At 36.7% G+C, this 14,495-nt stretch carries 14 protein-coding genes; 4 read left to right on the top strand and 10 right to left on the bottom strand.

Features of this window, described 5'->3' with window-relative positions; genetic code table 11:
- Positions 1-5: 5 nt before the first annotated feature.
- Positions 6-1,331: a T9SS type A sorting domain-containing protein gene (locus AC106S_RS04245; RefSeq protein WP_482437889.1), complete on the bottom strand. Its 1,326-nt coding sequence runs from the start codon at positions 1,329-1,331 to the stop codon at positions 6-8.
- A 183-nt stretch (positions 1,332-1,514) separates the two neighbouring features.
- On the opposite strand from AC106S_RS04245, the gene AC106S_RS04240 reads away from it, so the two are divergent.
- The 3 genes from AC106S_RS04240 to AC106S_RS04230 all read left to right on the top strand — a co-directional run bounded on the left by AC106S_RS04240 (position 1,515) and on the right by AC106S_RS04230 (position 4,852).
- Positions 1,515-3,119 carry a helix-turn-helix domain-containing protein gene (locus tag AC106S_RS04240; RefSeq protein WP_482437888.1) on the top strand — a complete coding sequence of 535 codons (1,605 nt, stop codon included), beginning with the start codon at positions 1,515-1,517 and terminating at the stop codon, positions 3,117-3,119.
- Positions 3,116-4,249, top strand: coding sequence for a tetratricopeptide repeat protein (locus AC106S_RS04235; RefSeq protein ID WP_482437887.1), 1,134 nt, complete (start codon positions 3,116-3,118; stop codon positions 4,247-4,249). The genes AC106S_RS04240 and AC106S_RS04235 overlap by 4 nt, the downstream gene beginning before the upstream one ends.
- A 384-nt stretch (positions 4,250-4,633) precedes the next feature.
- Positions 4,634-4,852 (top strand): hypothetical protein, encoded by a 219-nt coding sequence (locus AC106S_RS04230; protein WP_482437886.1) that lies wholly within the window; start codon positions 4,634-4,636, stop codon positions 4,850-4,852.
- Positions 4,853-5,174: 322 nt separating this feature from the next.
- On the opposite strand, the gene AC106S_RS04225 is transcribed toward AC106S_RS04230, so the two are convergent.
- From AC106S_RS04225 to AC106S_RS04215, 3 genes are all read right to left on the bottom strand, one after another.
- Positions 5,175-5,597 carry a hypothetical protein gene (locus tag AC106S_RS04225; RefSeq protein WP_482437885.1) on the bottom strand — a complete coding sequence of 141 codons (423 nt, stop codon included), beginning with the start codon at positions 5,595-5,597 and terminating at the stop codon, positions 5,175-5,177.
- 260 nt (positions 5,598-5,857) lie between these two features.
- Positions 5,858-6,328 (bottom strand): hypothetical protein, encoded by a 471-nt coding sequence (locus AC106S_RS04220; RefSeq protein ID WP_482437884.1) that lies wholly within the window; start codon positions 6,326-6,328, stop codon positions 5,858-5,860.
- A 187-nt stretch (positions 6,329-6,515) separates the two neighbouring features.
- The gene (locus AC106S_RS04215; RefSeq protein ID WP_482437883.1) at positions 6,516-7,190 is read right to left on the bottom strand and encodes an alpha/beta hydrolase family protein; all 675 of its coding nucleotides are present in this window, start codon (positions 7,188-7,190) and stop codon (positions 6,516-6,518) included.
- 28 nt (positions 7,191-7,218) lie between these two features.
- On the opposite strand from AC106S_RS04215, the gene AC106S_RS04210 reads away from it, so the two are divergent.
- The gene (locus AC106S_RS04210; RefSeq protein WP_482437882.1) at positions 7,219-7,446 is read left to right on the top strand and encodes a hypothetical protein; all 228 of its coding nucleotides are present in this window, start codon (positions 7,219-7,221) and stop codon (positions 7,444-7,446) included.
- 158 nt (positions 7,447-7,604) lie between these two features.
- Here AC106S_RS04210 and AC106S_RS04205 read toward each other — a convergent pair whose 3' ends face one another.
- From AC106S_RS04205 to AC106S_RS04180, 6 genes are all read right to left on the bottom strand, one after another.
- On the bottom strand, positions 7,605-8,003 hold the full coding sequence (locus AC106S_RS04205) for an SMI1/KNR4 family protein (RefSeq protein WP_482437881.1): 399 nt from the start codon (positions 8,001-8,003) through the stop codon (positions 7,605-7,607).
- A gap of 58 nt (positions 8,004-8,061) precedes the next feature.
- On the bottom strand, positions 8,062-8,757 hold the full coding sequence (locus AC106S_RS04200) for a hypothetical protein (protein ID WP_482437880.1): 696 nt from the start codon (positions 8,755-8,757) through the stop codon (positions 8,062-8,064).
- Between the two features lie 249 nt (positions 8,758-9,006).
- A complete protein-coding gene (locus tag AC106S_RS04195) occupies positions 9,007-9,780 on the bottom strand; it encodes a GLPGLI family protein (RefSeq protein WP_482437879.1) in 774 nt (257 codons plus the stop codon).
- Positions 9,781-10,643: 863 nt separating this feature from the next.
- Positions 10,644-10,925 (bottom strand): hypothetical protein, encoded by a 282-nt coding sequence (locus tag AC106S_RS04190; RefSeq protein ID WP_482437878.1) that lies wholly within the window; start codon positions 10,923-10,925, stop codon positions 10,644-10,646.
- Positions 10,926-11,099: 174 nt separating this feature from the next.
- Complete coding sequence (locus AC106S_RS04185; RefSeq protein WP_482437877.1) at positions 11,100-11,588, bottom strand: GNAT family N-acetyltransferase; 489 nt, start codon at positions 11,586-11,588, stop codon at positions 11,100-11,102.
- A 186-nt stretch (positions 11,589-11,774) separates the two neighbouring features.
- The gene (locus AC106S_RS04180; protein ID WP_482437876.1) at positions 11,775-14,168 is read right to left on the bottom strand and encodes a hypothetical protein; all 2,394 of its coding nucleotides are present in this window, start codon (positions 14,166-14,168) and stop codon (positions 11,775-11,777) included.
- Positions 14,169-14,495 lie beyond the last annotated feature (327 nt).

Below are 14,495 nucleotides of genomic sequence, written 5' to 3'. Positions count from 1 at the left end.
TGGTGTTATTTTTTTATAAACTTATAGCTTTCCTGTCCTCCTCCTTTTACGGAATACCGCAGAATATAATTTCCTTTTAACAGTGATGATACGTTGATCTGGCCTTCTACGGAATCAAATGATTTTATTTTTTGCCCAACCATATTATAAATCTCTGCTTTTTCAATTTTTCCTGTACCTTTGAAATATAAAATATCGTTTACAGGATTAGGATAAATACCTTTATCATTCTGATTCTTTACAGGATCTTTAACGCTTAAATACTGGCTGAGATCAAGGTAGAAAGTAACTATATTATAAGAGGTATCCAGTCCCGTTCCTGCAATCTTTGTCCCATCCCGGGAAATGGCAGTGGGAAGTCCCAGTGTAATTCCATTGGTTGATATTCCTAAGGATTCTACATACTCATTCAGATTAACACGTCCGCCATCCCGGGTCCATATAAAACCTTCCCCATCCATTGGCATTCCTCCGAACTGTCTGTAATAGCCAATTACCTTTTTTCCATCTCCGGAAATTCCGGTGGCTCCTCCACTGAAAAAGAAAGAAGCGTTGGGATGTGTTATATAAGTCATTCCTGTGGCAGCGGTCCATACATAGGGATTGGGATCTCCTGTTCCGATGATGGTACTGCCGTCTGCAGAAACACCTTGTGCTTCTCTTACATTATTTCCGCTATTATCGGTGATAAAAGTTTCTACTCCATCTACCCATTTTGCTCCTCTTCTTATTCCCATCGGCTCATCCTGCCATCCTACCACTACACTGCCATCAGCATTTACGGCGTTAGCCCTGGAACTGCGCCCGGGTACCATGCTTCCAAGATCTACAAGACCACTTGCCTGGTTCCATTTAATGGCATGAGCTTCTGAAGGACCTGCTGCAATATAGCCCAGCCCAACAACCGTGTTTCCATCCGGAGACATTCCCCAGGAACAGCTTTCACTTCCTCCGGCTGCTGCGGGTACAAGTGCTCCTCTGTTCGTCCATGTAGAGGTTGCCATATCGTAGGTTGAAATTTCTTCGAAGCCTGTTACAGGATTTGTCTGGGAGGAAGATATTACGGATCCGTTAGTGGAAATAAGAGCGTTACCTGAAATCATATTTCCGCTTGATAAAGCTCCGATCTGCACAATTCCACTGTCAACGGTCCATTTATAGATTGTTCCGTTGCCAAATTTTTGAAAACTTACGATGCCGTTGTTCGAAACTCCTCCTACATTGTAATTTTCTCCTACATTTATTATGGTGAGCTGGGCATCTGCAAAGCCAAATTTCATTAAGAAATAAATGGTCAATATTTTCATTGACATTGTGTAATAATTTTTCATTCTGTATTATTTTTTATTGTTTAAAATGAGATAGAACAATATTAATATTATATTTACCCAATCAAAAGCATTGAACTTTCACAATTCGTGAATTTCAAAAGAAATAAAGACACAAAAAATAATAATTGCGGACGCTAATGAACTGCCATTTTGAATACGGATAAAAGAGAATTATAAAAACATATGAAGGAAATCCTACTATTCAAAAAAATATTTCAAAGTAACAGAAGAGTTTTTCTGTTGGTTTTAATCTGTTGTTCGATTCTCATTAACGGCCAATCCGGTCCTGATTTTAATATTCTGGCGGATAAGGCATTTGAAAAGCTTTATCAAAATTCAGACGAGTGCATCAGTTATACACAGGGAATACTTGTAAGTGATCAGGATCCTGAGCATCAATTAATATTACAAAGTATTATTTCGCAGGCCTTTGCTATGAAAGGCGACTATGTGCAGTCTGTCAATATTTTCTCTCAAAAAGAAGATTTTGATCAAAAAAAAGGCATTTCCTATTTCAGACAGGTTTTCAGCGATTATACGCTTGCAGATCAATATCAGAATGTTGGACTTTATAATCAGTCAAAAGCAATTATTGCCCGGCTCTTATCGGATCAGAAACTTCTCACCAGCAATGATCCGGCATTAAGGATAACTACGGCAAAACTTTATCAGCTGCAGGCCCTGAATTCAGTGATCAGCAGAGCGTATTCTGATGCTTTGAAAAACCTTGATATCAGTGACCGATACATCAGCAATGGTAATGAAGAAAACAGAATAATAAAAACGGAAAACAAAATATTCCGCTCTTTTTATCTGCTGAAAGAAAACAGACTGGATGAATATAAAAATCTTATAGACCGTGTTATTTCAGATCTTGAAAAACAGAAAAATCAGCCGTTTCTTTTAAGTCTTGCCTATGAAAATCTGTCACAATATTATTTTTTAAAACAGGATTACACGACCTCTGTCCAGAAACTGGAAACCTCGCTTTCATTAGTTGAGCACCTTCCTTTCAATAATTTAAAAATTAAAATCTATGAATCGTTATCCCGCACTTATTTTGCTCTTCATGATGATGTAAAATACCATGAGTATAATAAACTGTACAATGATCTGAAAACAACAACGGATGCCAATGCAAGGGAAGGAATACGCTATATCATAAAGCTTGTGGAAACCAATCAGAATAAAAATATTGAATTTCAAAGACAGATTTATTTCAGATCTTTATGGCCTTTACTGTGTCTGTTCCTGATCATCATTGGTTTATTTATTTACTTTCTCATCATTAAAAGCAAAAATACAGACCTTAAAAAGCAATTTGATTTTTTTGTAAGACAGAACAGTAAGAATCATCATAAATTATCTGTAATAGAAACGGTTACGGAAAAAACACAGGTGATAGATTCGGGTTCCGGTAAGGTATCTAAGGAAAAAGAAGAAGAAATCCTTCAAAAGCTTAAAGAATTTGAGCAGTCAGACCGCTACCTGAATAATAATATGTCTCTGGCCCTGCTTTCTTCCCAGCTGGAAATCAATACGAAATATCTTTCGGAGGTCATTAACAGCAGGGAGAAAAATTTCAATGGCTATATCAATAAACTCAGAATCAACCATATTGTCCAGCTGTTGAAAAACGATCCTGTATTTCTGAATTATAAAGTGAGTTATCTTGCAGAATATTCAGGATTTTCATCACACAGTGCATTTACAACCGTTTTCAAATCCGTTACGGGAATGTCCCCTAATGCTTATATTCAGGAAATTATTAAAGGTAAAGCGTTATGAAGTTAATCGTAAAAATAGGGATCCTGCTTTTGCCGTTCTTTTGTATTCTTGTGAAAGCGCAGAAAGCTTCAGACAGTATCCTGCTCAGACAGGCCCAGCTCGAAATTTATGATAATCCGGATAACGCCATACGGATAGGAAAGCAGTTACTCAAAAAGGATCATGATATCATGATATCTATTGATATTTATATGCTGCTTTCTACGGCTAATATTGCCAAAAGAAACTTTGATGAGTCTTTACAGTATATTCTGAAAGCAAAAGAACTTTCACAGAAAAGCAATGACTTCAAAAGCCAGGCAAGCGTTCTGATTGCAGTAGCCACCCAATACCAGCAGATGGAGCTGTTCAGCAAAAGCCTTGAAACGTTGGATGAAGCGGATCAGTATCTGGCCAAGATACCCGCCAATGCCCGTGAAAAATATATTGGAGCAGGCCGAACCTATGCTATAAGAGGGATGATCTATAAAAGCCAGTCCAATTCTGAAATTGCTCTGGAAAAATTTCTGATCTCGATACAAAACTTTGAAAAAGTTTCTTTAAAAAAATCAACCTACTCCAACATGAGTGTGGTATATTATAATATAGGATACTGTTACCTTAATCTTAATCAGACAGGCAAAGCACAACAGGCATTTTTACAGTCCATAGAATATGCCCGCAGAAACCAAGCGAAAAGCCTGGAGGCATTCGCCCTGAAAGGGATGGCCGAATTGTATAAACAGAAATACGAAAACCGGGAAGCCCTGAATCTCCTGGTAAAAGCCGCAGACCTTTCTAAAAACACGGGAGACATTATCCTGAATGAAGGAATCTACAAAGAAATGGCAGATAATTATCTTGCTATGGGAAAACAGGATTCTTTTCAGCTCTACAATAAAAAGTTTTTTGAAATGCGTTTTCAGAGAAAGCAGAATGAGCTGGTTTCTATTAACCACGTGATCAATGATCATAATAAGGAAACTCTGAGGAAAAGTGAAAAACTGAAATCATATTACAGCTCTGTAAAGATGGTCTCAGCCTGCGTAGGAATTATTCTTATTGTCATTTTACTATACTTTATCATAAAGATCAGAAAACAGAACAGGACATTTCAAAAAGAAATACAGCAGATCATCAGAGGCTCATAACTGATGTAAATAAATACAGAAGTGCAACAAATGATTCTGATGAAAAAGATCTTTCAGATGATATTGCCGTTTTTAGAATGTCTGAGCGGGTGTACCGGATACCACACAGAAGATTCGTGCGGCGGCAGGGATCTTTTAGTATATTTGCCAAAATTTTAATTATGACTGCTGAATACCCGGACAAAAAAGTAACATCTCCCGGTAAATATTCGGGTGGCAGTGGGGGATTCATTGTGGGAAAAGGCATTAGAATTAGAAAAGTTTATTGAGTATACTAGCAAAGGTTCTGAAGTGACGGTAGCCAGAACGTAGAATAGAATAGTTCCTGACTCAATAGCCGATGCTATTTTTGAATTTGTATGTAAAAAACCGGACTAATTATTTATGGAAAAAATGGAAGAAATAGAAGCTGAAATTCTGAAAATAGTCACAGAGCAGTTTAAAAAAGACGGTGGCGCAAATGGAGTAACCATTGGATCCTTTGATCACATACTGAATCTGCCGATTCAGGAAAGAAACGAATTTCTGTACAGAATGGCAAGGGAAAAGAAAATACATATTTTCCAGAGTCTTAATAATATAAGAGTAACACTGCCAAAATAGCGTACCTTATTCCGGAAAGGAGAGAAATGTAGGCCTGGATCGGTGATAAGGAGGTTTTGTGAATTGGGTTTTCTTTTGTTTTTTCTCACAGATCATGCAGATTGAGCAGATTTTTTAACCGCGAAAGGGACAAAAGTTTTTTGCACATGCTATTTTAATCTTAAATACTTTGAGCATAAAAGTTAACATAAGATCTGCGATTTTTATTGGATTACCAATAACAAGACCTGCGTTATCTGTGGAATCTGCGGGAATGTATAAAATCTGCAGAATTTATTCAATAGAGTAGACTTTTGTTTATCCGGATAGTGTTTTTCTTCTTTTACCCTTCTGATTCAGGATAGGTTTTCTGTTTCCTTTCATCAAAAAAAATATTCCAACCAGGGTGTTGTATCAGATATTCGTTGTTAGCGATATCTTCATATTCCAGAGAATACATAAATCCGTTCTCATGCAGATATGCAGCAAATTCTTTCAGGGCTTTTTCTCCTTCTTCAAATGTCCCTTTACAGGCGGCACCTAAGAAATAATCTTCTTCTGTATTTTTTATGAGGATTTTAGACAGATTCATATCTAATTCCCAATTTTTATTTTCCAGCGATACCGTATAATCATCGTCATCATGAAAACTGATCTTTGTGAGGTCCTTGAAATAAGGAACGATCAGCTCTTCTATTTTTTTAAATGAGGTTCCCGCTATTCTGCCATTTACAGTCAGACTAAATTCAGTTTGGTGATCTTCCATACTTTTTATTGATTGGTTCGGCAAATTTGCTGGATTTTCTTTTGTTTTGGCTCGCTGATCATGCAGATTGAGCAGATTTTTTAACCACAAAAGGGATAAAACAATTTAACATCTAAGTTATTTTTAAACTTAAATACTTTGGGTATAAAGCTCACAAGATTTTAAATCTGCGATTTTTATTATCCATTCAATAAAAAGATCTGCGTTCTTCGGGAATGTATAGAATCTGCAGAAGAAAGCCATAAATAATACCTTTAAAACTATCGGACAAGAAAATAAATTCCAACACCAATTGCAGTATAAGCAGCCACGGTAAGAATATCGGCTATGGGTTGTGAAAACCGTTTTTCTGCAATTTTTTCCGCATTGATCTGGTTCTTATGGAATTTCAGCGTTTTTTTAGCATTATTAACGGGGTGTGCCACCAGGCTGTCGCTTTCCCAACGGTCAACGATTATTTTATAAGATCTGCCTTCAACATCTATTTTAACATTTTTATTAGGAGCCAGTTTTTCCTGAATACTGACTGGGGCTGCCGGCTGCTGCAATTTCAGATTCTGCGCTTCTTCTGCGGTCTTTTTCATTGGTAAAGCAGCATTATTGGCAGGTGTGATTCCTTTTTTAGCTTCCTGGCTATTATCGGCGGCCGGATCCGGCTGTTTTTTTACCTGGTACGTATAGCAGCTGCTGAGAGAAAATAGTATAATGATGAGATATAGATTCTTTTGCATTAGTCAAATTTAAGAATTAAACGGAATATTTGGGATTTTCTTTTGAAAGATGCTGTTTTTTTATTTTGTACAGTCGCCCGGATCAGGCTAACGAAGCCGGAAAAAGGAGCGGGAAAGTTATTTTGAGTTCTATTGACTGATAAAGATGAAACAGACCGGCAGTTATTCTCTATGGTCACACTTTTTACTATTGGGTCATTTTCTGTTTTTTTATCCAGTTTATAGCATATTCAACAGGTTCTTCAGAGTCTGAAAATGCAGTATTGTGCCCTAAAGCCGGGTACAGTTTATATTCATAGTATCTGTTTTTGGATTTTAAAGCATTCAGGTGTTCGATGGACAGATTAACGGGAACCTGTATATCTCTGCCTCCAAAAATCCATAGCCCCGGAACTGATAATTGAGAAAGAGTACTGAGGGGGTCAGTATCTGTAAATTCATATCTGTCGGGATCGGTCATAATGTGTTTCCGTGCATCTTCTTCCGTATGGGTATCCCAAAACCCCGAATTTCCATTGGTATAAAACTGAAACCGGAGCTGCTGTTTAACGGTGATAAGTGCCCCGCTGAATATCGTCATAAATCTGATCTTTTTATTTTTTTGGGCGGCCAGCGGAATAATCCATCCAGCCTGGCTGCCCCCGATTAAACCAATAGGGACATGAGATTTTCCCAGGTCTTTATATAATGTATTTACAGCGGCACTTGCATCTGAAGACAGCAGGTTAAGGTTTCCGGAGTCTACATTATTGGTTCCCACTTCCGGACCGGCATATATCCCGCCTGATTCCCCGACGCCGCGCTTGTCGTACGTTAAAACAGCAATGCCGTTTTCAGCCAGAAGTGTTGCAAATTCTATCATTCTTTTTTCCTGTCCGGAGCCATGTACAATGACAACTGCGGCAGATGTACGGTCAGGCTTAAAAATTGTCCCTGAAAGCGATACCCCTTCACTGCTGAACTTTATGTTCCGGGTAGTAAAACCGGGTGGAATAGCGGATAGCAGATTACCCGTAAAAAGGCATAATATCAAAATAAGGCTCATGACAAAAGCCCTGCTGCTCACAGATTTTTTAGGAAAACTTACATTCTCCGATACAGGTATTGATGAGAGGTGACCAGGTATTTTTATACGATTCAAAGGTTTACAGTTTTTCACTCGTTTCAGGTTTATAGTTTAGCCATAAAAATAATTAAATTTCCATTAACCCGGCTGCTGATGAATGTGAAAATTGAGTGCATTGAAGACGGTACTGCTTTAGAGTGTCTATACGAATTATTCGCTTTCCGACAAGCCGTCTAAAAATTCAGTAAAAGATGAAGCCAGCAATTTTAATTCTGCTTCTGAATAATAAACAAAAATATTTCCATAATCTTTTCCATCCAGCGACATGGCCAAATATCCTGTTTCCGTATAACCGATACTAAGATACCGGTTGGGTAAATAGTCCTGCTTTTCAACAGGATAATCACCATATTTAATCGGTTTGAAACCGGAAAAGAGGATACCCTCATCCGGCTCTCCGAAATAAAGATGATAGCTCAGTGGAGATCCACCGTTATATTTTAGCATGTGTTCTTTATAATCCTGAGGGAGTGATACCCCTGTTTTTATCTCAAATTCCTCCAGTTCTTCCGGGGTGATGAGCTTATTTTCTATTTCAAAATCAATCATATTCTTATATTTCAGACCGGTTGGTGTTCATGAACGGATCTTCAGGATCAGGATATTTTCAGCTCTGCGGAATAATAAAAGAACTGATCCCGTTTTTTCTGTAAAAGTCCTCAACAAATTCCGGGTATGATTTTAACTGCTCTACACTCAGAACATCAGTTGTTTCTTTATTTTCTATGACCGACAGCGCCCAGTAAGGCGGATTACCTGTAAAGCTGCTGACCGTTTTATAATTTCCACCGGCAGGTAAAGCATTTAAACGATTAATAAGTCCGGCATTCATCTTATTGTATTCAAAAGGTTTTTTAAAAAAATCAGTGACCAGGCTATCTATGAATTCATAGTATTTCTTTCTTAAAAATATACTTTTGCCGCCCTCATTATTATTGAAAACATAGGTTTCTTCATTGATCCCCTCTATGATAAATGTGATGATGTCGTTTTCTGTACGGTATTTATGACTCCATTCCCTATACTCTTCATTGGTTTTATTTTTTATCAGATGATTGTGGGTCCATCTGTTTTCGATGATGCAGACCGCCCAGTAAAAGGGCATCTCGGTTGTTATATGATACACATCATGATAATCTTCAAGAGTATTTAATACTTTCAGGAAACGCTGATGGAACTCATTATCGGGTAATGGTTCCTCAAAAAAATCAGTAATTAAGGCAGATACCTTCTCATAATACTTTTTCCTGAGAAATGTACAGTCATTGTCGTATTCGTCTTTATATACGTATAGGTCTTCCATTTTTCTCTGTTATATTAAAATTCTTTGTCATCTGTTTCAAAAGGAATATTTCTGAAGTTGTTATCCTGCCAATTTTCGACGGGGAAAAAGCTGTTCCATAATAATTAAGATGATAATATATAAATATAATAATTTACCGAAATAATTAAACAGTCTCTGGTTTTAGTTTAATATAATATATTTATACAAAACAACGAGACCTTCGTAAAGAATGCCTTGCTGTTTTGTATTTTGGAAAAAATAATTTGATTAATCTAATAGATTATTTTCTTTAATTTTTAGTGGAGCTTGCCTTTCTGGAATAGTTTCCTTTCCATCAGGTTCTATTGCTACATTAGGCTTAAGAATAAATTCTGTTCTTTTTTTCAAAAATTCGGATTTACTGACATCAAAAATCTTTACATATTTAAGAGGTTCAATAGGTTCTTTTATTTTTGCAATTTCAACGGCATTTATTCTTATTGTTTTTTCTTCGTTATAAACTTCTAAAATCAAACCGTTCAATCCTTTAAATCTAAAAGGGCCTTCAGATATAGGAATTGAAGTAGTATACCAGGCATAATAAACTTTTCCTGTATCAGAAGTAGCTTTAGCCAGGTTACATGAATAAGTGAGTATCGTTTTTTGTTTATCTTTTATAAGTTCCCAATTTAAAGCAGGTTCTTCATATCTGTATAAATTTTTTCTTCCAATAGGTAGTGTTACGATTAATTTATTCTCATCTTTGTAGACACTGCTTTCAGATTTAGGATAGCTGATTGTAGGTTGTTGACGGTAACTTGCTCTGTTATTATGTAAATAGTCATAAAACGTTTTTGCTGTTTCATCAAAATAAATAGATTTTTTTGTACTGCATAATAATGTGTAATTAAAAACAGGAGCTTTATTCTCATTTTTTAATAAAGTAGAATCGGAAACCATTATCATGTGATAACGTACTTTTAAATCAGATATATTATCCTTTTTTTGAGAAAACAACATTGTGTATGAAACAACAGAGATAAGAATTAATACTTTTTCCATTGAGCTAATTTATATAATATTTAAAACCCCATTAGTAGCTAATGGAATTAAATAGTTAATAAAAAATTAAATTTTAACCTCTTTCTTTGATATTAGAGGTATTCATTTCGATAGATGTAAAATTCATAGCTGTCTTTTCTACCTGAAGTTTACAAATTTGGTCACTCATGGCATTAACTTCATACATAAAATCTCTATATTGAGAATCGGTCATATTCTATATTCCAATATCACAAATCATATTAAAAACCCAATCAAAAGTGGATCGGTAAAAATAATGCCATTCCAATAGTTGAAACTCATAATAATTTTTTCATTTTGTAATTTTTTTGATACGTATCAAGTTTACAACTATTTTTTTATTCATCATTACAGGAAGCAGCCATTTTTACATTTTTTTTATTATGTTAAAAACGAGCCGGTTATAGAAAATTTTTATTGCTTTACTAATGATCAGTCAAAAAGTTAGTTCATTGATCAGTTGAATAAATACAACAAATATAAGTTTCAATAATATAAGATCTTTAACAACATTTATCAACTAACAATCAGACGATTTATATAGGAAGAATAATCCGCGTCAAATGAAGTTTCTATGGATTGTAATAAAATAATCCGGATTGTTGGAGAAATTTTTTTTCATGGGGATAACATAGTTTGATGTCATTGTATATTTTCCAGATTAAACCGTTCCGTTGGTATCGGGAAACCAGGGGGATGAAACCGGGACCGGCATAGCTAATTAATTTTAAAAAATAACCGCCGGGGAATAGTGAATTCTCTACTGATGCAAACGTTTCGGCCGGGTCTGAAAAACTAGGGGCAAATGGGGTAGAGGCCCACACCGGTATGATTTCAATTACTTAATCTAACCGGTATTTTTCATCTTCCTTTGGAGGAAGAGGATACTGTAAGTAATCCAGTGAATATTTTTCTTTTCGGGATAACTCATTTTGTATTTCTCCAAGCCGGAGTGCATATTTAAAAATGAGTTCCTTATCCGTGTCCTTAAAGTCAATTTCCACAAAAGGAATGCCTTCTTTAAGTTCTGCACAGGCACAGATTTGTGTATTGTTCTGATGATTAAACCAATAGGTAAACTGTATCACGGCAATATCTGCATAAAAAGCGCTGCTTATTTTCATTGTTTCATTTCGGGTAAGTAACCTGCATTGTTAAGGGATGATAATAGAGATTTAAAAAGTAAATCTTTACTTAATGTATTCCATGCCGGATAAGATCTCCTCATTTTGAACCCCATGCAGTAAAGGCGTTCCGAAGCGGGAGATTTCGGAGAGCGTACTTTTTATATTTCTGAATTAAAGATCAAGCCTGTAAATAAACTCCTCAATTTCCGCCTGTCTGGCATTGGCAAAACCTGTGTCGGAACCTGTTTTTACAAAGCCGCATTTCTCAAGAACCTTCTGCGATCCTATATTGTCAAAGGCAACACGTCCAAAAATAGGTCTGGCAGTTTCAATCTTAAGAAAATCTTTCAATGCTGCTGTTGCAACACCTTTTCTCCAGAAAGCTTTATCTATCCAGTACGTGATTTCGGCATCGCCCTCCATGACAAACTTTGCTATACTTCCTGCGATCACAGTACCGGCAATAATGGTCTGGTTGTTCACGGTAGGATCATTCAGTAATCGGGTGTATTTGGCAAGGTAGGCTTCTTTATCGGCGAAATCCTTTGGCATAAACGCAGCCAGATAGCCGGCTTCAGGATCAAGCTGGAATTGAAAAAGAATATCCAGATCGGTAACGGTTGTCGGCCTGAGTTTTATCTCATGTTTGCTATCGTTCATTTTAATGGCTTATTGGTTGATCTTCAAATATAATTAAATATTATGGAAATAAATTTCAGATGTCTGTGTGCAAAAACAGCCTGCAGGATCAAATTTTCAGCTTTAAGACGAACCGGATTATGCCGTTTAAATTTACTTAAAAAGCCTTCCGGTTTTTACCGGAAGGCTTTTATATGCAGAGAAATATTATTTAAAGATTTTATTCTCATAAAGAAGATTGTCGTCTTCATCAAAGCTTATGATCAGAACCCTGTATTGTTTTGCGCTGTCATTATTGAAGAATTTGATTCTCGGAGGAACATAGTCACTGTCAAATAAATTAGGATTCCAGTACAGGGTTTCGCGGGTGTCTTTTTCAATTTTCGCAGCATCATCCAGCATTTCAACAGGAAATTCAGAAGGTTTATCATACCCCTTGATGATCGCCGAATTGTTATTTTTCGTAGTTTGTTTTTCACTGCTTTTAGCTTTCAAATCACCTCTCATGGTATATACGGCTACTGCATCACCTATTAACCCCGATGCCTTGATAATTTTTACCATAGCAATATTGCTGATGGGAAGGGTGCTGATCATAGAAGGATCGGTAGGCATTTCATCCAGATAGAGTTTAGCCTGCTTGCCGCGGATATAAGGGACGTTTACTCCGGAGCTATTTCTCTGAAAACTTAAACCGGCCGCTCTTCCCTGCAGCCAGTCGAATATATTCCCAGATACGGAAACATTCTGATTTTCATTAACGAAATCGAATACCGTAGAATTTACAGCACTGAACATTCCGCTGGAAAGCTGTCTGTCCAGTTCTTCTTTCGGGTCTTTCTTTTTTCCCACCAATTTTACCTGTTCAATTTCTATATCGGTACCCGCTATTTTTTTTATATTTTTTTGAGTGTTGAGTGCTCTGGAAATAGCTGGAGGAAGAGTTTTGTTTTCACCGCTTTTTACTAATTTATATTTTGTACCCGGGAAACTGCCTTTAAACGGTGTAGGATTTACCAGGGGTTCTATGGTAACAAACAAATCAGAACCTGCTTCTTTGTCCTTTTCTGAATTTACAAATACCGAAACCTCCAAAGGTTCTTCATTATTAAGATTATTTAGATAAATATATCCGTTCTGATCCGTTTGAAAAGGATTAATAACAGGAGCATTGTTACCTAGTTTCAATAATAAATTGACATTCGTATTCACGAGCTGGGTATTGTCTTTAATGGGCCTTGCCCTGTAAGAAAGATACTTCTGGGAATCGGTTTTAAGGGTGGGTACCGAACCGCTGAGTACGGAATTCCAGTCAAATCTTTTCCACTTTTCAGAAATAAGAAGGGCATCCAGAGCTTCTGTGTTGGCATTGTTGGAAAAATATTGTGCCGGGCTGTCTATTTTTGAGGTGAAATCTCCCGTTAGCCAAAGGCCGCTCAGGATATTTTCCTCTTCAGGTTTATTGTTGCCATCATCTTCACTTACCAGAACCGTATAATTTTTAAAATAAGATTCCGGGGAAAGATCAATACTGTTGAAAGACCGTGGGGTTGATTTTATGTTCTGGCCTACAACTTCCGGTTTCTCAATCTTTAAACTTCCGGGTTTTATAAAGCAGAGTCTTTGCGCCACCAGATTATCCTGATCATCAAAGACCGCCAGCTGCAGAATACCGTTGGCTCCGTTGTTCAGCTTTGTAGGAATAAGGCTTGATGCCTCATTGGTCATCTGTTGGACATTAGCCTTATAAGCAAGGTGGTTATTAATTGTCCCGATAATTTTATAGTTTTGAAGCTGCTGTTTTAAGTTAACGCCCTTCAGGGTATATTTTACCCCTTCTTTAGAACTGCTGACCTCCAGATGAAGGCCGCTGTCTGAAGCCTGTGGCAGATCTATTGTTTTGCTTTTCCCCGTATTATCCTGAATAATGGCCTGGTATTTTTTTCCTGAAACCGGAGTGATGGTAAAAGAGGCCACATTTTTATCAAAAGATTTAAATGTAGTAACAGGAACGTTAGGGCTTTGGGTATCTACTATTTTCCCCGTCCAGCTTTCCGGCAGGGAAGTATCGGCTGATAATCTTACGGCAAATTTCGTAGGCATACCGTTGATGAAAGTTCCTCCTTCCGGAAAAGCCTTCGCAGACCAGTCGGAACTTTTGGAGATCACCAGCGATTCCGTAGAGTTGGGATTGTAAACGGGAATTGTTTTAACGATCTGGAAATCTTCACTAAAATTGGTCATGTAAGGAGTATAGGCCCTTACAAAATAAACCTGTTCAGGAAGTTCTTCTTTCAGCTGAAAATCTCCGCTGCCCTCACCATTGGTAAGAAGTACGGTTTTCCAGTCTATTAATTTTTTATCGGAATTGTAGAGTTCAACAAACAGGGTAGTGGACAGCGCTGTACGGTTGTAGCCGTCAAATACAAAGCTTTTGAACCAGATTTTGTCGCCGGCTGCATACTGTGATTTGTCGGTAAGTAAATATACTTTTTCCTGTTCGTAATTATTTTCAAGATTTGTAATTGCTTTTTCTAATTTAGTCTGTGCCAGTGCTGGCTGTACAAGTGAGATAAGCAATACAAAGGACAAGTTTTTCATAAGAATCTCAGTGCATTTTAATTCAGGGCTAATTTAATCATTTAAAGACTTTCAAAACTGATATTTAACGTCTTATTTCAAAAGAAAATGAATCAGACTCCGGATATGATAGTGAAAACTGAAAATATTACTGTAAAAAGCAAAATTTCCGGTTTTAGATTTCGTTTTTTATTAAAACGATAATTTGGGTATAAAAATCTTAGCTGAAAGCCGGTGACAATATTTCTATATTCTCTATTAATTTTACCTTCAGTATGTTTTTAATATCTTAATGTCCACCAAGAATCAGGGCCGTAACAAACGTTAAACACGCGTCTGTTCTGCGGC

The organism is Chryseobacterium sp. FR054, assembly GCF_056844565.1.
Note: the sequence above shows the minus strand (reverse complement) of the source record. Positions and strands in the feature narration are given on the sequence as shown.